This window comes from Streptomyces sp. NBC_00569, from assembly GCF_036345255.1.
Lineage (GTDB): Bacteria > Actinomycetota > Actinomycetes > Streptomycetales > Streptomycetaceae > Streptomyces.
Map to the genome: position 1 here is coordinate 5,227,805 of NZ_CP107783.1, position 19,749 is coordinate 5,247,553.

The following is a 19,749-nucleotide window of genomic DNA, read 5'->3' on the forward strand; positions in this document are numbered from 1 at the left end:
GTTGCTCCCTGTGTGTATCGGTGAAACCCCGAATGGGCCTCACGTGGCGGTGTCGTCGGACGGATCCGGCCGGGTGCTGTCCCGGTGCCGGGGCAGGCCGCCCGTCTCTCCAGATGTGTCCTGCTGAGCTGCGTCGGAGGGGTCGGATCGCCGCTGATCCCGCCCCGCCCGCTCGCTCTCGATGAGCTCGTTCAGCCAGCGCACTTCGCGCTCCACGGATTCCATTCCGTGCCGCTGGAGCTCAAGGGTGTAGTCGTCAAGGCGTTCCCGGGTGCGGGCGAAGGAGATGCGCATCTTTTCGAGGCGCTCCTCGAGCCGGCTGCGACGGCCTTCGAGCACGCGCATACGTACGTCACGCGAGGTCTGCCCGAAGAAGGCGAACCGCGCGGCGAAATGCTCGTCCTCGTAAGCGTCGGGGCCGGTCTGCGAGAGCAGCTCCTCGAAGTGCTCCTTACCTTCCGCCGTCAACCGGTAGACGATCTTGGCGCGACGCCCTGCGAGTGGTGCGGCGAGGGCGTCCTCGGGTGTACTCCCCGATTCCTCGATCAACCAGCCGCTTGCGACCAGCGTCTTGAGGCAGGGGTAGAGGGACCCGTAGCTGAAGGCGCGGAAGACCCCCAGCGATGTATTGAGTCGTTTCCGCAGCTCGTAGCCGTGCATCGGGGACTCGCGGAGCAGCCCGAGGACGGCGAACTCGAGGATGCCGGAACGTCGGCTCATCGTCGCCTCCTCCTCTGCCGCGGTCGGTGTCACGACCTCTTACGGACTCTTTATGCCGAGCTGATGTATCGACTCGATACATCACGACGATAGAACGGCCCCACGGATGGGACAAGAGGGATCACGGTGAACGGCGTCACATCACCGATTCATACCAAGCGAGTTGCCTGATTTGGGGTGAACTTCACCTCTAGGCGGGTTTTGGCGGTGCGTAGTCTGTCCGCCATGCAGACCGCCGGGAACCAAGTGACGCCTGTGGGCGTCGTTGTCCCCGGTGCATTGCGGGTGAGTGCCAGAAGGGGCGCATCCGTATTTCGGGGGGACCGGAAACCAGCCGCCGTTTCCAGGCGCGTATGTCAGCGCCTGCCCGAGGAGTAGTCGTTCGATGAGCGAGCACCGTCGCAAACCGCCGCAGCCACAGGGCGGCGGACGTGCCGCGGCCCGTCGCGGCCCGTCCGGCGCATCGCCGGGCCGTCGCGCGGCACCGCGTGACGCCACCGGATCGCCTTCCGATGAATACGGAACACCGAGGTCCACAGGATCGTCCGGCTCGGCGGGCGATGACCGCCCGTACGGCGGCCGGGCGGAAGCGCGCCGAGCCGCGCAGCGCAGCGCCGGAGGGAGCCGCAGGAAGGCTCCCGACGGAGGCGGTGGCCGGCGCGGCGGAGGCGGCCCCGAGGGAGCGGGCGGGCCCGGGCGCGGCAGGGGCCGCGGACCAGCCCGGCCGCCGCAGAAGAAGAGGTTCATCGACTACCCGCGCTCCGACAAGTACGGGGTGCGCCGCTGGCTGCCGTCCTGGCGCCTGGTGACGGGTCTGTTCGTCGGACTCTGCGCCAGCCTCATGGCCGCGGCGGGCATCGGGTACGCCATGGTGGACGTCCCGAAGACGGCGGACACTGCTAAGGCCCAGAACAACGTCTACTACTGGGCCAACGGCAAGCCGATGGTCGCGACCGGTGGAGAGACGAACCGGCAGATCATCAAGTACGAAGAGATCCCCGAGGCCATGCGGTACGCCGTCATGTCCGCTGAGAACAAGACGTTCGAGACGGACAAGGGCGTCGACCCCATGGGCATCGCCCGCGCGTTCGTCAACATGGCCAAGGGCGGCCAGACGCAGGGTGGCTCGACGATCACCCAGCAGTACGTGAAGAACGCGATGCTCGACGATCAGTCACAGACGATCTCGCGCAAGGTCAAGGAGCTGTTCGTCTCCATAAAGGTGGGCCGTACGGAGCCCAAGGAGAAGGTGATGGCCGGCTACCTGAACACCGCGTACTACGGACGCGGTGCCTACGGGATTCAGGCGGCCGCCCGGACGTACTTCGACAAGAAGGCGTCGGAGCTCAACGCGAGCCAGTGCGCGTTCCTGGCAGCTGTGCTCAAGGGTGCCACGTACTACGACCCGGCTGGCGCAGTCGCGATCGATCCGGTCGAGGCGACGCCCACGAAGAACAAGGATCGAGCCGAGAGGCGGTGGCGCTGGATCCTCAATGAGGAGGTCAAGGACAAGCACCTCGACGCCGCGACCCGGGCGACTTTCAAGGAGTTCCCCAAGCTGCAGAGCCCGCGGTCCAACGCCCAGCTCGGCGGCCAGGTCGGCTACCTCGTGGACCTCGCCAAGGCCTACGTCATCAACAACAGCGACGGCAAGATCACCGCCCTCGACCTGCAGAAGGGCGGCTACGAGATCCACACCACCTTCGACAAGAGCAAGGTGAACAAGCTCGAAGCGGCCGTGAAGAAGGTCCGCAAGGAGAACATCAACGAGAAGCTCCGCCCGAAGACGGACAAGTACGTCCAGTTCGGCGGCGCCTCGGTGAGCCCGACGAGCGGCGCGATCGAGGCCATCTACGGCGGTGTCGACGCGACGAAGCACTACACGAACAACGCCGACCAGACCGGTGCGCAGGTCGGCTCGACCTTCAAGCCGTTCGTGCTGGCCGCCGCGATGAGGGATGGCGTTCGTGACCCCAAGGGCGTTGAGAACCAGGGTGAGGGCGAGCGCACTCCGGTTTCCCCGAAGAGCCTCTACAGCGGCAAGAACGAGCTGAAGATCAAGAAGTACGACGGCCAGGTCTGGACGGACAAGGACGGCAAGGAGTGGCTCCAGAAGAACGACGGCCACCAGTCCTACAACCCGCCGACCTACCAGATCGACCTTCGTGAGGCGATGCGGGAGTCCGTGAACTCCGCCTATGTCCAGCTGGGCATGGACGTGGGTCTGGACAAGGTGAAGCAGGCCGCCAGCGACGCGGGTATCAAGGACAACAGCTTCGCCAGCGCCAACTATCCGTCCTTCTCCCTGGGCACCTCCGACCCGAGTGCGATCCGTATGGCCGGCGCCTACGGCACCTTCGCGGCCAGTGGGCAGCGGAACGATCCGTTCTCGGTGACGTCGGTCGATCACGCAGGCGATACGGTCTACCGGCACGAGAAGGCGCCGGTCAGGGCTTTCCAGCCGGCGGTCGCGGACAACGTCACCGATGTCCTGAGGACCGTGGTCGACAAGGGAACGGGTACCAACGCGAAGCTGCCCGACCGCCAGGTCGCGGGCAAGACCGGTACGACCGACGGCAACAAGTCCGCCTGGTTCGTGGGGTACACCCCGCAACTGTCGACGGCCATCACGATGTACCGGATGGACGACAACGAGGACAGCAAGAAGCGCGAGTTCTTGGAGATGTACGGCACGGGTAACCAGGAGAAGATCCACGGAGCCTCGTTCCCGTCCGAGATCTGGCACGACTACATGTTGGAGGCCCTCAAGGGGGTGCCGGCCAAGCCGTTCCCCACTCCCGAGCCCATCGGTGAGATCGTCGGCGCCACTCCGAGCCCGAGCATCACTCCCTCGGCGACTCCTTCTCCCTCGGACTCGGCAACGGTGGAACCGTCGCCCAGCCAGTCCTCCCCCGGCCCGTCGCCGTCGACTAGCGAGTCCTGCAGCAGCTGGTCGTGGAACTGCAACAACAACGGCGGAACGTCGAACGGTGGCAACGGTGGGACACCCACGGGCGGCACGGACGGTGGCGTGACCAGCTCGCCGTCGGACCCAGCGGGAGGCAACGGCGGCAGCAACGGAAATGGCAACGGAGGCATCTTCGGGGGCCCAGCGGGCTAGCCGCAGCTGATCTCACACCGCTTGCTTCACGTGAAACGCTGCGTGTTCCACGTGAAACAGTGAGTGATCCACGCCAAGTGAGGGCCGCCGCACCGACCGGGTGCGGCGGCCCTCGCCCCGTTCTCAGGCACGTACGGCAGGATGTGCGGCATGCCCAGTGCAGAGACGACGCGCACGCATGTGCAACAGCCGGACACGGTACGGCCGACCAAGGAGGACGAGGTCGCCGCAGCGGGGAGCGAGCTGATCGGCGGACCGATCGGACGATGGGCGCTGCTCGGGAGTTCCTGGTGGACCCCCGTACGCGTCATCGCGCTGGTGATGATCGGCATGTTCGCGCTGGGCATGGTGCAGAAAGCCCCCTGCTACAACGGCGCGTGGTTCTTCGGCGCTAGTTCGCAGTACACGCACGCCTGCTACTCGGACATTCCGCACCTCTATCAGGGGCGGGGCTTCGCCGACGGCCTGGTGCCGTACTTCGACAAGCTGCCCGGCGACATGGACTACCTCGAGTACCCGGTGCTGACCGGCGTGTTCATGGAGGTCGCGTCCTGGCTGACCCTGGGCGGCGGCTCCATCCAGCACCTGGAGAAGGTCTACTGGATGGTCAATGCCGGGATGCTGATGATCTGCGCGGTGGCGATCGCCATCTGCGTGACCCGCACCCACCGGCGACGGCCCTGGGACGGCCTCCTGGTCGCCCTCGCGCCCGCGTTCGCGCTGACCGCCACCATCAACTGGGATCTGCTCGCCGTGGCCCTCACGGCGGCCGCGATGCTCATGTGGTCGCGGGGCCGGTCAGTCGCCTTCGGCGTCCTGCTGGGCCTGGCCACGGCCGCGAAGTTCTATCCGTTCCTGGTGCTCGGCCCGCTGCTGTTGCTCTGCTGGCGCGCCGGACGCTGGCGGGACTTCGGGAAGGCCCTGGCCGGTTCGGTGGGCGCGTGGCTCGTCGTGAACCTGCCGGTGATGCTGCTCGCCCCCGAGGGCTGGTCGAAGTTCTACCGCTTCAGTCAGGAGCGCGGCGTCGACTTCGGGTCCGTCTGGCTGATCATCCAGCAGCGGTGGGACGCGCAGATCAGCCCCGACAACGCCAACACCTACGCGATGGTGCTGATGGTCCTGGCCTGTCTGGGCATCACGGCGCTCGCCCTCACCGCGCCGCGCCGGCCCCGCCTCGCGCAGCTCGCCTTCCTGGTCATCGCCGCGTTCATCCTCACCAACAAGGTCTATTCGCCGCAGTACGTCCTGTGGCTGATCCCCTTCGCGGCCCTCGCCAGGCCGCGCTGGCGGGACTTCCTGATCTGGCAGGCGTGCGAGGTCGCGTACTTCCTCGGGATCTGGATGTATCTCGCGTACACCACGAGCGGTGACAAGCACCGGGGGCTGCCCACGGACGGCTACCACTTCGTCATCCTCATCCACCTGCTGGGCACGCTCTATCTGTGCGCGGTGATCGTCCGCGACATCCTGATGCCGGAACGGGACGTGGTCAGACGCTCCGGGGACGACGATCCGTCGGGCGGTGTCCTGGACGGAGCGCCGGACGTGTTCGTGCTCGGACACGCCGCCCATCCCCCACGGCACGCGGTACACAACGAGGAGCGAGCTCAGGTGAGTTGGGGCTGGAGCAAGGACGAGGAGCGTTCACTCTGAGCGAACCAACGGAAAGGGCCGGACACCGTGATGGTGTCCGGCCCTTTCCGTTTGTCCGTATGACTCGAGGCGTACCAAGCCTCGGTCAGCGGTCGAGGATCCGGTCGAACTGCGTGGTGGTGTGCCGCAGATGGGCCACCAGCTCCTCGCCCACTCGGGGCTCGGGCGCGTCGGACGGTACGAAGAGGATCGAGACCTGCATGTGCGGGGGCTCCGCGAACCAGCGCTGCTTGCCGCCCCAGACAAACGGCGACAGGTTCCGGTTGACGGTCGCGAGGCCCGCGCGGGCCACGCCCTTGGCGCGCGGCATGACGCCGTGCAGCGCCTTGGGAGCCTCCAGGCCCACGCCGTGCGACGTACCGCCTGCGACGACCACGAGCCAGCCGTCCGAGGCGACCTTCTGCTGGCGGTAACCGAAGCGGTCGCCCTTGGCCACGCGGGTGACGTCCAGGATCGCGCCGCGGTACTCGGTCGCCTCGTGGTCGCCCAGCCAGAGCCTCGTACCGATGCGCGCCCGGAACCGGGTCTGCGGGAACTGCTGCTGAAGGCGGGCGAGTTCCTGGGCCTTGAGGTGGCTGACGAACATCGTGTGCAGCGGCAGCCTGGCCGCGCGCAGACGGTCCATCCAGCCGATGACCTCCTCGACGGCGTCGGAGCCGTCGGTGCGGTCCAGGGGCAGGTGGATCGCGAAGCCCTCGAGGCGGACGTCCTCTATGGCGGAGTGGAGCTGGGGCAATTCCTGCTCGCTCACGCCGTGCCGCTTCATCGAGGACATCACCTCGACGACGACGCGGGCGCCGACGAGGCCGTGCACGCCGTCGACGGAGGAGACGGAGCGGATCACACGGTCGGGCAGCGGCACGGGCTCCTCGCCCCGCCGGAACGGGGTCAGGACCAGCAGATCACCGCTGAACCAGTCCTTGATCCGGGCGGCTTCGTAGGTCGTGCCGACGGCGAGGACGTCCGAGCCGAAGCGGGTGGCCTCGTCCGCGAGCCGTTCGTGGCCGAAGCCGTAGCCGTTGCCCTTGCAGACCGGGACGATCCCCGGAAACTGCTCGAGCACGTGCTTGTGGTGTGCCCGCCAGCGCGCGGTGTCGACGTAGAGCGTGAGCGCCATGGCCGGTCCCGGAACCTTTCTCGTGGCTGCGGTGTATCAGAGGTATGCAGAAGCTTTTGAGCTACGTGAATTGTGCAGGGTCCGCCCGGGCCGTGTGGACCAGGCGGACGGGGCGGGGCTCAGCGCCGCGACATGTAGATGTCGAGGGCCTTGTGCAGCAGCTTGTTGAGCGGGAAGTCCCACTCGCCGAGGTACTCGGCAGCCTGCCCACCGGTGCCCACCTTGAACTGGATCAGACCGAAGAGGTGATCCGACTCGTCGAGCGAGTCGCTGATGCCGCGCAGGTCGTAGGCCGTCGCGCCGAGCGCGTAGGCGTCGCGGAGCATCCGCCACTGCATCGCGTTCGAGGGCCTGACCTCACGGCCGATGTTGTCGGAGGCTCCGTAGGAGTACCAGACATGCCCCCCGACCACGAGCATCGTCGCCGCCGACAGGTTCACCCCGTTGTGGCGGGCGAAGTACAGCCGCATGCGGTTGGGGTCCTCGCTGTTGAGGGCCGTCCACATGCGCTGGAAGTACGACAGAGGGCGGGGCCGGAAGTGGTCGCGCACAGCCGTGATCTCGTAGAGACGCTGCCACTCGGCGAGGTCCTGGTAGCCGCCCTGGACGACCTCGACGCCGGCCTTCTCGGCCTTCTTGATGTTGCGGCGCCAGAGCTGGTTGAAGGCCTTGTGCACGTCCTCGAGGGAGCGGTTGGCCAGCGGCACCTGGAAGACGTAGCGGGGCTGGACGTCGCCGAAGCCGGCGCCGCCGTCCTCGCCCTGCTGCCAGCCCATGCGGCGGAGCTTGTCGGCGACCTCGAAGGCGCGCGGCTCGATGAAGTCGGCCTCGATGTCGCGCAGGCGCTTGACATCCGGGTCCTGGATGCCCTTCTTGATCGACGTGGCCTCCCAGCGCCGGATGATCACCGGCGGGCCCATCTTCACGGAGAAGGCGCCCTGCTGCTTGAGGTGCGCCAGCATCGGACGCATCCAGTCGTCGAGGTTCGGAGCGAACCAGTTGATGACCGGGCCCTCGGGCAGATAGGCGAGATAGCGCTTGATCTTGGGCAGCTGCCGGTACAGGACCAGGCCCGCACCGACCATCTCGCCGGTCCGCTCGTCGAACCATCCCAGGCTCTCGGAGCGCCACTCCGCCTTCACATCAGCCCATGCCGGGACCTGCATGTGGCTAGCCGAGGGCAGGCTCTGGATGTATGCCAGATGCTGCTCTCGGCTGATGGTCCTCAGGGTCAGGCTCATTCGGGGCGCTCCTCGGGCTGGTGTGTCCCCATGGGTACAAGGGCTCCGGCTCTCGCGCCGAAGCCTACTGCGCCCTGGGAGCGCCCCGAATGGGCGTATGGATGCTTCGCGGACCGTCAGCCGATGACACCGCCGAACAGGCCACCGTGGGCCATGCCGATGAAGAAGCCGATCGCCGAGGCACCGAGGCCCAGGATGAGACCGAAGCGCTCGCGCGTCGTCACTGAGATGAACTGGCCGTACGCGCCGGTCAGGATGCCGATCAGCCCTGCCCAGGAGCTGAGCAGGTGGAGGCCGCTGAAGAGCGAAGAGATGATGGCGATCGCCCCGAGGATCATCGCCACCGCGACCAGCGAGTCCTGGAGGGGATGGGGCTTCCCGTCCGTGGCGAAGAGAGATGTCGCGGTGTTGGGTCGCATTGCCTGTGCCATGTGGCACCTCCTGCGGAAGGCGGCGCATCGTAGCGCCATACACACCCGATGTGTACAGATTGTGCCCTCTCGCGGCCGGATTTCAACCGGAAGCCATGGTGCGGGTAGTCTGTACCGTCTGCACCGGTGTCTGCTCATGTCCTGACCAGGGATCCCCGCCAGCGGGGCCCGATTGTCAGTGGCCGCCGATACCGTTGCGTACGCATCACGACCCTCCTGCCACGGAACGACCGTGGCCGCTGAGTCCAAAGGAGGTGGGTTCCACATGCGTCACTACGAAGTGATGGTCATCCTCGACCCCGATCTCGAGGAGCGCGCTGTCTCCCCGCTGATCGAGAACTTCCTCTCCGTTGTCCGTGAGGCCAACGGAAAGGTTGAGAAGGTCGACACCTGGGGCCGTCGTCGTCTCTCGTACGAGATCAAGAAGAAGCCCGAGGGCATCTACTCGGTCATCGACCTGCAGGCCGAGCCTGCGGTCGTCAAGGAGCTCGACCGCCAGATGAACCTGAACGAGTCGGTCCTCCGGACCAAGGTCCTCCGTCCCGAGACCCACTGAGCTTCCTAGCTCAGCGGCACTCGGGTTTCGAGTAGCAGCAAGCAGCCAGCAGCAAACCCGCCGAGAGGTTCCCCCATGGCAGGCGAGACCGTCATCACGGTCGTCGGCAATCTTGTCGACGACCCCGAGCTGCGCTTCACCCCTTCCGGTGCGGCGGTCGCGAAGTTCCGTGTCGCGTCCACTCCCCGCACCTTCGACCGTCAGACGAACGAGTGGAAGGACGGCGAGAGCCTGTTCCTGACCTGCTCGGTCTGGCGTCAGGCGGCGGAGAACGTCGCGGAGTCGCTCCAGCGAGGCATGCGCGTCATCGTGCAGGGCCGGCTGAAGCAGCGGTCCTACGAGGACCGTGAGGGCGTCAAGCGCACGGTCTACGAGCTGGACGTCGAGGAAGTCGGCGCCAGCCTGAAGAACGCCACGGCCAAGGTCACCAAGACCACCGGTCGCGGTGGCCAGGGTGGTTACGGCGGCGGTGGCGGCGGCCAGCAGGGCGGAGGCAACTGGGGCGGTGGCTCCGGTGGCGGTCAGCAGCAGGGCGGCGGCGGTGCTCCCGCCGACGACCCCTGGGCGACCGGTGCTCCGGCCGGCGGCGGCCAGCAGGGCGGCGGAGGCGGCTGGGGCGGAAGCTCCGGCGGGTCCTCCTCCGGCGGCGGCTACTCGGACGAGCCCCCCTTCTAGGCCTCAGGGCCAAGAGGTGGGCCGTACCCACACTTCTTGATCACACAGGAGAAACACCATGGCGAAGCCGCCTGTGCGCAAGCCTAAGAAGAAGGTCTGCGCTTTCTGCAAGGACAAGGTCACGTACGTGGACTACAAGGACACGAACATGCTGCGGAAGTTCATTTCCGACCGCGGCAAGATCCGTGCCCGCCGCGTGACCGGCAACTGCACGCAGCACCAGCGTGACGTCGCCACGGCCGTGAAGAACAGCCGTGAGATGGCGCTGCTGCCCTACACGTCCACCGCGCGATAAGGAAAGGGTGACCGACGAATGAAGATCATCCTGACCCACGAGGTCTCTGGCCTCGGCACCGCCGGCGACGTCGTCGACGTCAAGGACGGGTACGCCCGCAACTACCTGGTCCCGCGTGGTTTCGCGATCCGCTGGACCAAGGGTGGCGAGCAGGACGTGGCGCAGATCCGCCGCGCCCGCAAGATCCACGAGATCGCGACCATCGAGCAGGCCAACGAGATCAAGGCCCGCCTCGAGGGTGTCAAGGTCCGCCTGAGCGTCCGCTCCGGCGACGCCGGTCGTCTCTTCGGTTCCGTCACCCAGGCTGACGTCGCTTCGGCGATCGAGACCGCTGGTGGCCCGAAGGTCGACAAGCGCCGCGTCGAGCTGGGCTCGCCGATCAAGACGCTGGGCGCCCACGAGGCGACCGTGCGTCTGCACCCCGAAGTTGCCGCCAAGGTCAGCGTCGAGGTCGTCTCCGCCTAAGCACTGCGCTTGGCAGAGCTGAAGCAAACGTTGGGCCGCACCCCTCGGGGTGCGGCCCAACGCGTTTCACGGTCACCGTTTCACGTGAAACCGGGTCAGCGCGTGGCGCCCGTGACGATCCAGCGGCCCGAGCGCGAGCGCAGCCACAGCGTCAGCATCCGCACGGTCATCATCAACGTCATCGCGCCCCACAGGGCAGTGAGCCCCCCACCGAAGACCGGCACCAGGAGGGCGACCGGCGTGAAGACCGCCAAGGTCGCGAGCATCGCCCAGGCGAGATACGGGCCGTCTCCCGCTCCCATCAGGACTCCGTCGAGAACGAAGACGATGCCGCAGACCGGCTGGGAGAGCGCGACCATCAGGAGAGCGGGCAGCGCCACGCTCTGCACTGCCTGATCATTCGTGAACAGTGGGATGAAGAGCGGTCGCGAGACGATCACCAGGAGTCCGAGGACGACCCCTGCGGCGATGCCCCACTGCACCATGCGGCGACAGGCATCGCGTGCGCCCTGGGCGTCGTCCGCTCCGAGGTAGCGCCCGATGATGGCCTGGCCCGCGATGGCAATGGCGTCCAGCGCGAAGGCCATCAGGCTCCACAGGGAGATGATGATCTGGTGCGCGGCAATGTCCGCGTCTCCGAGGCGGGCTGCGATCGCGGTAGCGATCATGAGGATCGCGCGCAGCGAGAGGGTGCGGACGAGTAGCGGGGCGCCTGCCTGGGCGCAGGCTCGTATCCCGGCGGCATCGGGACGCAGGGAAGCGCCGTGACGACGGGCACCGCGTACGACGACGACGAGATAGACGGCCGCCATGGTGAGCTGGGCGATGACGGTGCCCCAAGCGGATCCCGCGATGCCCAGGTCGGCGCCGTAGACGAGCCCTGCGTTGAGCGCGCCATTGGCGACGAAGCCTCCGACTGCGACATAGAGCGGAGTCTTGGTGTTCTGGAGGCCACGGAGGACTCCTGTCGCCGCGAGGACGACGAGCATCGCCGGGATGCCGAGCGCGGAGATCCGCAGATACGTGATTGCGTAGGGCGCCGCGGTGTGCGAGGCGCCGAACAGCTCGACGAGAGCGGGGGCGGTGGGCAGGACGATAGCGATGACCACGGCGCCGAGCAGCAGTGCGAGCCAGATCCCGTCCATGCCCTGACGGATCGCGGACTGGAGATCTCCGGCGCCGACGCGGCGGGCCACCGCGGCCGTGGTCGCGTAGGCCAGGAAGACGAAGACGCTGACGGCGGTCATCAGGAGGGACGAGGCGACAGCGAGACCGGCCAGTTGGGCAGTGCCCAGATGGCCGACGATGGCGCTGTCGGCCATCACGAAAAGAGGCTCGGCGACGAGCGCGCCGAAGGCGGGGACGGCCAGCGCGACGATCTCACGGTCATGCCGCCGCCGGGCGGCCTTGGGCGCCGCGGGAGCCTGTGTCATGAGCACCAATGTAATCTTCCACAGGTAAGAGATGCAACCGCCTTTGAGTCCTTACTTTGCTACGTCTGAGACATGGCGTCACGCACCGTTTACAGGGATCTTGAGTCGACCGGGAAAGTATTTTTCCTGCACAGCCGGTGGACGGGAAAGTCGCAGGTCAGGCACGTTTCTGCGCGCCTCCTGAGGGCTTGTTCACAGGGCTGTCCACCGTGTCGTGCACAGGTTTTGCGGAGTTCTCCACAGCGAGAGGCCCTTCATCCACAACGCCTGTGGATAACCAGATTGGCTGAAGGTGCCGAGGGGCCTACCGTGGTGCGGCGCCCGCCACGATTTCAGGCCTCGGAAACGTCATGAACCGACGCGTCAGAACCGGAGTCGGGTCCCCGTATTTGTCAGTGTCGTGCCGTAAGAAAGAGGGCACGGCGAGGTCCGCCCGGCGGACTGGAGGAGGTGGCCCGGTGAGTATCTCCGAGCCTTTGGACGACCCCTGGGCCGACAGCGGTCCCAGTGACCGTCTGCCTGCTTCCCGCCAGCGTGGCAGTGGTGGGCGGGGGCGCGAGGAGCAGCACGACCGCGGTGGCGACGGCGGCTGGGACGACGGAGCACCGTCCTTCGAGCGGGTACCGCCCCAGGACCTCGATGCCGAGCAGTCGGTCCTCGGCGGAATGCTCCTGTCGAAGGACGCGATCGCCGACGTCGTCGAGGTGATCAAGGGGCACGACTTCTACCGCCCCGCGCACGAGACGATCTTCACCGCGGTTCTCGACCTGTACGCGAAGGGCGAGCCGGCCGACCCGATCACGGTCGCTGCCGAGCTCACCAAGCGGGGTGAGATCACCAAGGTCGGTGGCGCATCGTATCTGCACACCCTCGTCCAGACGGTTCCGACCGCGGCGAATGCCGAGTACTACGCCGAGATCGTCCACGAGCGTGCGGTCCTGCGCCGCCTCGTCGAGGCGGGCACGCGCATCACGCAGATGGGATACGCGGCCGACGGCGACGTCGACGAGATCGTGAACAGTGCGCAGGCCGAGATCTACGCGGTCACCGAGCAGCGCACCAGCGAGGACTACCTTCCGCTCGGCGACATCATGGAGGGCGCGCTCGACGAGATTGAGGCGATCGGCTCCCGTAGCGGTGAGATGACCGGTGTGCCCACCGGATTCACGGACTTCGACTCTCTGACCAACGGCCTGCACCCCGGCCAGATGATCGTCATCGCCGCCCGTCCCGCCATGGGTAAGTCCACTCTGGCGCTCGACTTCGCCCGTGCCGCCTCGATCAAGCACAATCTGCCCAGCGTCATCTTCTCCCTGGAAATGGGCCGGAACGAGATCGCGATGCGTCTGCTGTCCGCGGAGGCACGGGTCGCGCTGCACCACATGCGCTCCGGCACCATGACGGACGAGGACTGGACCCGGCTCGCGCGCCGGATGCCCGAGGTCTCGGCGGCGCCGCTCTACATCGACGACTCTCCGAACCTGTCGATGATGGAGATCCGCGCGAAGTGCCGGCGCCTCAAGCAGCGCAATGACATCAAGCTTGTGATCATCGACTATCTGCAGCTGATGCAGGCCGGTGGATCGAAGCGTTCCGAGAGCCGTCAGCAGGAAGTCTCGGACATGTCGCGAAACCTGAAGCTCCTCGCCAAGGAGCTGGAAGTGCCGGTCATCGCGCTCTCGCAGCTGAACCGTGGCCCCGAGCAGCGTACGGACAAGAAGCCGATGGTGTCCGACCTGCGTGAATCCGGATCGATCGAGCAGGACGCGGACATGGTGATCCTGCTGCACCGCGAGGACGCCTACGAGAAGGAGTCCCCCCGCGCGGGCGAGGCGGACATCATCGTGGGCAAGCACCGTAACGGTCCGACGGCGACGATCACGGTCGCCTTCCAGGGTCACTACTCCCGCTTCGTGGACATGGCGCAGACCTGATCCCGCACGACCTGGTCCCGACCGGCCGGGACCTGCGCGCTCTGAACGTGTGCGCTCTGGACCTGCTCTGCCCGGATCCGTCGGCCTAAAAGCGGTCGACGCCCGGCATCCGGCGGGGTGGACTTGGGGCATGACGACATCCCCTGAAGAACTGCTGCCCACGACGCGCCGAGCTCTGTTGCACCGCATCGCCACCGCTCAGGCGGAAGGCCGATCGCCTTCGCTGGTGGCCGCGGTCGTGCGTGACGGTCAGCCGGTGTGGAGCGATGGGCGTACGTGCGTGGACGGGCATGCTCCGGACGAGGACGTGCAGTACCGGATCGGCTCGATCACCAAGACGTTCACTGCCGTGCTGGTGTTGAGGTTGCGGGACGAGGGAGCGCTCGACCTGGGCGACCCGCTGGAGAAGCATCTGCCGGGCACCGGCGCCGGCCAGGTCACCATCGCCGAACTCCTGGCACACACCGGTGGGTTGGCGGCCGAGGCCCCCGGACCGTGGTGGGAGCGTTCGTCGTCCTCGTTGCGTCCCGAGCTCGCCGATGTGCTGGGCGAGGAGCCGTTCCGGCATCCGGTCGGCAAGCAGCATCACTACTCCAACCCCGGCTACACGCTGCTGGGTTCTCTGGTCGAGGAGTTGCGCGGTGCTCCGTGGGAGGACGTCCTGCGCCGCGAGGTCCTGGAGCCGCTCGGTCTGCACCGGACGAGCGGGCAGCCGCAGGCCCCGCACGCCGGTGGCTGGGCCGTGCACCCTTGGGCCGATGTGATGATGCCGGAACCCGCGGAGGACCTGGGGCTGATGGCTCCGGCGGGCCAACTCTGGTCGACGGCAGCAGACTTGGGACGGTTCGCCGTGTTCCTCATGGAAGGTGACGACCGGGTTCTGAGTGCGCAGTCCGTACGTGAGATGCGCACGCCCGCGGCACCCACGCTGCCGGGGGACTGGGATTCCTCGTACGGCCTCGGTCTGCAGCTGGTACGGAGGAACGGCCGAGTGTTGGCCGGGCACGGTGGTTCGCTGCCCGGGTTCGTGGCCGGGCTGTGGCTGAGCGAGGAGGACGGCCTGGCCGCGGTCACGCTCGCCAACTGCACGTCAGGCGTTCCCGCATCGACGGTCAGCACGGACCTGCTCCGTATCGTCGCCGACGCCGAACCGCGCATCCCTGAGCCGTGGCGGCCTCTGCCTGAGGTCGATGCGGCGGTGCTGGAGCTCGCCGGCCCCTGGTACTGGGGGACGCAGAGCACGGTGCTGCGGCTGACGGCCGACGAGGGCGTCTCGCTCGGGCCGCTGACGGGTGGGGCACGGGACTCGCGATTCCGCCCGAACGGCGATGGAACCTGGACGGGACTGGACGGCTACTACGCGGGGGAGCTCCTGCGCGTCGAGCGCAGGCCCGACGGGTCGGTGAGCCATCTCGATCTCGGATCGTTCGTCTTCACGCGCGAGCCGTACGAGAAGGGGGCGCCGGTTCCCGGCGGGGTGGACCCGGAGGGCTGGCGGGGGCTTCCGCGTTCCTAGCCGATCTCGTTCCTGGTCAGCTTCGCTCTCCCGGTCGGCCTCGATCCAGGCAGGCATGGTGAAGGGGCCGGGTGGTCGTCTGTTTCACGTGAAACAGACGACCACCCGGCCCCCTCGGCGTTGTCAGAGCTGGAGCTTGAAGCCCACGTGTGAGGCTTCGAAACCCAGTCGCTCATAGAAGCGGTGGGCGTCGGTACGGGTGGCGTCGGACGTCAGCTGCACCAACTGGCAGTTCTGACGGCGGGATTCGTCCACGGCCCACTCGATGAGCAGCGTGCCGAGCCCGCTGCCACGCTCGTCCGCGTGGATACGGACGCCCTCGATGATCGAGCGCGTGGAGCCCTTCCGTGACAGCCCGGGGATGACGGTGAGCTGGAGGGTGCCGACAGTGCGCCCCTCGCGCACGGCGACGACCAGGTGCTGGTTGGGGTCCCCGGCGATGCGTGCGTGCGCCTCCACATAAGGCGTGAGGTCGTCCGGTGACTCGCGGCCGGCGCCGAGAGCGTCGTCCGCCAGCATCGCCACGATGGCCGGGACGTCGTCGGCCACGGCAGGCCGTATCTCAAGATCTCCCATGGCCGCAGCCTATGCGGCCATGGTGTCGTCGGTCCCGGACTGTCTTGTGAGCCGGCGGCGTTGTCGAGCTGCTGCCTCAGGCCGGGACGCGTACGGCTTCCACCGCGCGGACCAGCGGGGCGAGTTCGGGGTTCTTCGCTGCCTCGTCGAGCGCCTCGCGCAGGGCGGTGTCATTGGTGGGCCGCGCGTCGGCGAGCAGGGCCAGGCCCGCCTCGCTCACGTCCGTGTAGATGCCGCGCCGGTCGGTGGGGCAGAGGTAGCGGGCGAGTAGACCACGGTCTTCGAGGCGTGTCACCAGGCGCGTGGTGGCGCTCTGGCTGAGGACGACGGCGTCCGCGACCTGTTTCATCTGCAGGTGACCGCCTTCACCGTCGTGCTGGCGGCTGAGGACATCGAGCAGCGAGTACTCCCGCACGCTCAGGTCGTGCTTGGCCTGCAGAGCGCGCTCGATGTGGGTCTCGATCCTCCCGTGGAGCAGGGAGAGAGCGCACCAGCCCTGGGCCAGGGCGGTGAGTGCGGGGTCTGTGGCGGTCATGGCTCTAGTTCCTCCGTCCCGAAGCGGCTGAACCCAGGATAGTCCACGTGTGAAATTGTCAGCGCTTGCAAGTAGTGCGCGTCTGCAAGTATTGTGAACGCACGCAAAGCGCATCTGCAACAGTCTGGGAAGGTGAACCCTATGCCTCTCGCGCTTCTGGCTCTCGCGATCGGGGCCTTCGGGATCGGAACCACGGAATTCGTGATCATGGGGCTGCTCCCCGAGGTCGCGGGCGACTTCGGCGTCTCCATCCCCACGGCCGGATTTCTGGTCACCGGCTACGCCCTCGGCGTCATGTTCGGCGCCCCCCTCATGACGATTCTGGGCACCCGCATCTCACGCAAGCGGATGCTGCTGCTCCTGATGGGCCTGTTCATCGTGGGCAACCTGCTCTCCGCGGTGGCTCCCGTCTTCCTCGTCATGGTGATCGGCCGCGTGGTCGCCTCACTCGCCCACGGCGCCTTCTTCGGAATCGGTGCGGTCGTGGCGGCCGAGCTGGTCGCCCCCGAGAAGAAGGCCGGAGCCATCGCCATGATGTTCACCGGCCTGACCGTCGCCAACGTCGTCGGCGTACCTCTGGGCACACTCATCGGCCAGAGCATCGGCTGGCGGGTCACCTTCGTGGTCGTCGCGGCGCTCGGAGTCGTCGGACTGCTCGGCATCGCCAGGCTCGTCCCCGACATGCCCAAGGCCGAGGGTGTCCACCTGCGGCACGAGCTCGCGGCCTTCAAGAACGTCCAGGTCCTGCTGGCGATGGCCATGACGGTGCTCGGCTTCGGCGGAGTCTTCGCCGCCATCACCTACATCGCACCGATGATGACGAACGTCGCCGGTTACGCCGACACGTCGGTGACCTGGCTCCTCGTCCTGTTCGGCCTCGGCATGGTCGCGGGCAACCTGATCGGCGGCAAGTTTGCCGACCGCAAGCTGATGCCGATGCTGTACGTCGCCCTGAGCGGGCTGGCCGTCGTGCTGGCCCTGTTCACGCTGACCGCCCACGACAAGGTTCTGGCGGCGATCTCCATCGCGCTGATCGGGGCCCTCGGTTTCGCCACGGTGCCGCCGCTCCAGAAGCGGGTCCTCGACCACGCCCACGGCGCCCCGACGCTGGCCTCCGCGGTCAACATCGGCGCCTTCAACCTCGGCAACGCGCTCTCGGCCTGGCTCGGCGGCCTCGTCATCGCGGCCGGCCTCGGCTACACGGCCCCCAACTGGGTCGGAGCCGTGCTCGCAGCCGCCGCGCTCGTCCTGGCCGTCGTGTCCGCGGGCCTGGAACGCCGGTCCAAGGTCTCGACCCCGGTCGTCGCAAGCGCGGCGCCCGAAGGAACCCGCCAGGCGGAACCCGCTCACAGCTGAGCGTCTCGCAGCACGTCACCTCATCCCCACCCGCAGGGCCGGCGTCGTCCCCGCACCCGTTCCACCGCACACCCCCGCAAGGAGACCCCCTCATGAGCACCACCACCGCCGTCGCGCCGCTGACCATCCAGGACGCGGAGATCCTCGTGACCGCCGCCAGCCGTGCCGCCGAGTCCGCCGGAGTGACCGTCAGTGTCACCGTCCTCGACGCCGGCGGACACCTGCTCGCCTTCCGGCGCGACGACCGGGCCGTCCTGATCTCCGGCGAGACCAGCACCCGCAAGGCGTACACCGCCCTCCAGCTGAACGCCCCGACCGCGGATCTCGTCGACCTGGTCAAGCCCGACGGGCCCTTCCACACCCTGCCCACCGCCCTGGACCGTCCGCTGCTCTTCATCGCGGGCGGCATCCCCGTCCATCGCGACGGCCGTCTCATCGGCGCCATCGGTGTCGGTGGTGGCGCACCGGAGCAGGACCACGGGTTCGCCACGGCAGCCGTGGCAGAGCTCGCCTGACGCTCCACCGGGCGTGAGCGTGACCCACTTACGCGCCTTCCCACACAGAAGTTCGCCCCCGGACACCGTGATTCCACAGTGCCGGGGGCGGACTTCGTTGCATGCTCCGGGCGCCGTGGCCCGGTCCCGGTCAGCCCGCGGCGACCGTGAGAGGCGCGAAACGGCGCGTCCAGTCACCGGGGAGGTCGGGGGCGCCGTAGTTCATCACGGCGTTGAAGGCCCGGGACTCCACCCCTCGTGCCTTGATCCACGCCAGCAGTTCCTCGTGGCGCACGTCGATGTCGGTACGCAGAGGGCGATTCGTGCCGGCGGCGAGAGAGGAGACGAGAGCCTTCGCCGCCTCGGTGTCGCGGGCGATGAGCGGGCCGATGACGTGGGTGTCCATGTTGGGCCAGGCGGCCGCGAAGCCGATGAGTTCGCCCCCGTCCTCGGCCACGCGCAGCTGGTCGCCAAAGGCCGGGAGTCGGGTCAGGACATGGGTGCGGTCGGTGCCGAAGACCTCCGCGTCCAGGCGAAGGATGGCTGAGAGATCCTCCGCGGTCGCGGCGCGCGTGGCCACGGACGGTGCCGGTCCGCCGGGGGCGAAGTGTCCTCGCACCATCTCCGCGCGCCCGGTGACCTTGAATCCCAGCTCCTCGTAGAGAGGGCGGCCGTACGGGGTCGCGTGCAAGGTGAGCGGCGTGGTGTCCGCCTGCTCGATCACGTACTGCATGAGGCGGCGGCCGATGCCGCGGCGGGCGTGGCGTTCGGCGACGAGAACCATGCCGATGGCGCTCAGCGCGGGCCGGTTCGGCGGGCCGTAGTCGGTCACCACGCAGGCGCTCACCAGGCCCCCGTCGGGGTCGTCGATGCCGTAGCCGATGCCGGCAGCGAGTAGCAGGCCCCACTTGTGTTCCTCGCGGGGCCAGCCGCGATCCTGGGAGAGGTCGGCGCACGCCGTGAGGTCACGCGGGGTCAGCCGGCGGATGGGCAGAGCGGAGAGGGGAGGTGTCGACACGCAGGTCAGGCTGTCTGACTCAGCCGGTCCGCGTCCACCGCTTTGCGGGCAGCAAGCCGCTGCTTTCGGCCACGTCGCGTCAGTCCCCATGGCTTGAGCACCGAGATCACCGTCATGAAGAGATAGGCGGTGAGGGAGACGATGGGACCGGCCACCAGGTCGCTCGGACGGGGCAGCGGAACACCTGCTGCCACCGTCGCGACCGCGGTGTTGACGCCGGGACGCAGCGCGAAGACCGAAGCGGCGGTGGTGGCGAGCGTGAGCCAGAACTTGGCATAGACCCAGCGGTGCCGGGCGAGGCCCCACGGGGTGCCCAGTGACAGCAGCAGGCCGCTCAGGAGGGTGAGCAGAGCGAGCGGGATCACCAGCCAGTCCGTGAACACCTTCATCGCGCGGCAGGCGGCCTCGACCATCGGGTCGGAACCCGTGGTGATGGCCGTGACGGCGAGCGCGAGCAGGCCGAGCGTGAGCCCCAGCCAGCAAGCGGAGGACGTCACATGGGCGACGAGGATGGCCCGGCGGGCGGGACGGCGTAGTTTCACGTGAAACACCGTGCCGGGAGCGGCCGCTCGAGGGCGTCCGACAGAGGGAGTAACCCCGGGTACTAGCCTCG

The 19,749-nt window shown here is 67.8% G+C and carries 19 protein-coding genes; 10 read left to right on the top strand and 9 right to left on the bottom strand.

All coding sequences use genetic code 11. The features are described 5' to 3' along the window. Nucleotides 1-39: 39 nt before the first annotated feature. Nucleotides 40-720 carry a PadR family transcriptional regulator gene (locus tag OHO83_RS23515; RefSeq protein WP_116512092.1) on the bottom strand — a complete coding sequence of 227 codons (681 nt, stop codon included), beginning with the start codon at nt 718-720 and terminating at the stop codon, nt 40-42. 385 nt (nt 721-1,105) lie between these two features. On the opposite strand from OHO83_RS23515, the gene OHO83_RS23520 reads away from it, so the two are divergent. Both OHO83_RS23520 and OHO83_RS23525 read left to right on the top strand, forming a co-directional pair. Then, nucleotides 1,106-3,841, top strand: coding sequence for a transglycosylase domain-containing protein (locus tag OHO83_RS23520; protein WP_266672326.1), 2,736 nt, complete (start codon nt 1,106-1,108; stop codon nt 3,839-3,841). A gap of 141 nt (nt 3,842-3,982) precedes the next feature. Then, nucleotides 3,983-5,494, top strand: coding sequence for a glycosyltransferase family 87 protein (locus OHO83_RS23525; protein ID WP_266672324.1), 1,512 nt, complete (start codon nt 3,983-3,985; stop codon nt 5,492-5,494). An 85-nt stretch (nt 5,495-5,579) separates the two neighbouring features. On the opposite strand, the gene OHO83_RS23530 is transcribed toward OHO83_RS23525, so the two are convergent. The 3 genes from OHO83_RS23530 to OHO83_RS23540 all read right to left on the bottom strand — a co-directional run bounded on the left by OHO83_RS23530 (nt 5,580) and on the right by OHO83_RS23540 (nt 8,283). Further along, a complete protein-coding gene (locus OHO83_RS23530) occupies nt 5,580-6,611 on the bottom strand; it encodes an alanine racemase (RefSeq protein WP_266672322.1) in 1,032 nt (343 codons plus the stop codon). Between the two features lie 119 nt (nt 6,612-6,730). Continuing rightward, nucleotides 6,731-7,852 carry a peptidoglycan bridge formation glycyltransferase FemX gene (femX, locus tag OHO83_RS23535; RefSeq protein WP_266672320.1) on the bottom strand — a complete coding sequence of 374 codons (1,122 nt, stop codon included), beginning with the start codon at nt 7,850-7,852 and terminating at the stop codon, nt 6,731-6,733. Between the two features lie 116 nt (nt 7,853-7,968). Then, nucleotides 7,969-8,283, bottom strand: coding sequence for a hypothetical protein (locus tag OHO83_RS23540; RefSeq protein ID WP_266672318.1), 315 nt, complete (start codon nt 8,281-8,283; stop codon nt 7,969-7,971). Nucleotides 8,284-8,548: 265 nt separating this feature from the next. Between OHO83_RS23540 and rpsF the strand changes: the two genes are divergently transcribed. The 4 genes from rpsF (at nt 8,549) to rplI (ending at nt 10,274) form a co-directional block, all read left to right on the top strand. Then, nucleotides 8,549-8,839 carry a 30S ribosomal protein S6 gene (gene rpsF / locus OHO83_RS23545; RefSeq protein WP_052578287.1) on the top strand — a complete coding sequence of 97 codons (291 nt, stop codon included), beginning with the start codon at nt 8,549-8,551 and terminating at the stop codon, nt 8,837-8,839. Between the two features lie 75 nt (nt 8,840-8,914). Beyond that, complete coding sequence (locus OHO83_RS23550; protein ID WP_266672316.1) at nt 8,915-9,514, top strand: single-stranded DNA-binding protein; 600 nt, start codon at nt 8,915-8,917, stop codon at nt 9,512-9,514. Nucleotides 9,515-9,572: 58 nt separating this feature from the next. Next, nucleotides 9,573-9,809: a 30S ribosomal protein S18 gene (gene rpsR / locus OHO83_RS23555; protein ID WP_003949403.1), complete on the top strand. Its 237-nt coding sequence runs from the start codon at nt 9,573-9,575 to the stop codon at nt 9,807-9,809. 18 nt (nt 9,810-9,827) lie between these two features. Further along, the gene (gene rplI, locus OHO83_RS23560) at nt 9,828-10,274 is read left to right on the top strand and encodes a 50S ribosomal protein L9 (protein ID WP_266672314.1); all 447 of its coding nucleotides are present in this window, start codon (nt 9,828-9,830) and stop codon (nt 10,272-10,274) included. Nucleotides 10,275-10,369: 95 nt separating this feature from the next. On the opposite strand, the gene OHO83_RS23565 is transcribed toward rplI, so the two are convergent. Further along, nucleotides 10,370-11,707: an MATE family efflux transporter gene (locus OHO83_RS23565; RefSeq protein ID WP_266672312.1), complete on the bottom strand. Its 1,338-nt coding sequence runs from the start codon at nt 11,705-11,707 to the stop codon at nt 10,370-10,372. Nucleotides 11,708-12,165: 458 nt separating this feature from the next. Between OHO83_RS23565 and dnaB the strand changes: the two genes are divergently transcribed. Both dnaB and OHO83_RS23575 read left to right on the top strand, forming a co-directional pair. Further along, a complete protein-coding gene (gene dnaB, locus OHO83_RS23570) occupies nt 12,166-13,641 on the top strand; it encodes a replicative DNA helicase (RefSeq protein ID WP_266672310.1) in 1,476 nt (491 codons plus the stop codon). A gap of 130 nt (nt 13,642-13,771) precedes the next feature. After that, entirely contained in the window at nt 13,772-15,157 is a 1,386-nt protein-coding gene (locus tag OHO83_RS23575; protein WP_266672308.1) for a serine hydrolase domain-containing protein, read from the top strand. A gap of 123 nt (nt 15,158-15,280) precedes the next feature. On the opposite strand, the gene OHO83_RS23580 is transcribed toward OHO83_RS23575, so the two are convergent. Together OHO83_RS23580 and OHO83_RS23585 are read right to left on the bottom strand one after the other, a co-directional pair. Further along, complete coding sequence (locus OHO83_RS23580; RefSeq protein WP_266672306.1) at nt 15,281-15,733, bottom strand: GNAT family N-acetyltransferase; 453 nt, start codon at nt 15,731-15,733, stop codon at nt 15,281-15,283. A 76-nt stretch (nt 15,734-15,809) separates the two neighbouring features. Beyond that, nucleotides 15,810-16,268 (bottom strand): MarR family winged helix-turn-helix transcriptional regulator, encoded by a 459-nt coding sequence (locus tag OHO83_RS23585; RefSeq protein WP_116512102.1) that lies wholly within the window; start codon nt 16,266-16,268, stop codon nt 15,810-15,812. Between the two features lie 141 nt (nt 16,269-16,409). On the opposite strand from OHO83_RS23585, the gene OHO83_RS23590 reads away from it, so the two are divergent. Next, nucleotides 16,410-17,624: an MFS transporter gene (locus tag OHO83_RS23590; protein WP_330279776.1), complete on the top strand. Its 1,215-nt coding sequence runs from the start codon at nt 16,410-16,412 to the stop codon at nt 17,622-17,624. A gap of 92 nt (nt 17,625-17,716) precedes the next feature. Further along, the gene (locus OHO83_RS23595; RefSeq protein ID WP_266672304.1) at nt 17,717-18,139 is read left to right on the top strand and encodes a GlcG/HbpS family heme-binding protein; all 423 of its coding nucleotides are present in this window, start codon (nt 17,717-17,719) and stop codon (nt 18,137-18,139) included. Between the two features lie 130 nt (nt 18,140-18,269). Here OHO83_RS23595 and OHO83_RS23600 read toward each other — a convergent pair whose 3' ends face one another. Then, nucleotides 18,270-19,136, bottom strand: coding sequence for a GNAT family N-acetyltransferase (locus OHO83_RS23600; protein WP_266672303.1), 867 nt, complete (start codon nt 19,134-19,136; stop codon nt 18,270-18,272). A 5-nt stretch (nt 19,137-19,141) separates the two neighbouring features. After that, on the bottom strand, nt 19,142-19,678 hold the full coding sequence (locus tag OHO83_RS23605; RefSeq protein ID WP_266672302.1) for a DUF2269 domain-containing protein: 537 nt from the start codon (nt 19,676-19,678) through the stop codon (nt 19,142-19,144). Nucleotides 19,679-19,749 lie beyond the last annotated feature (71 nt).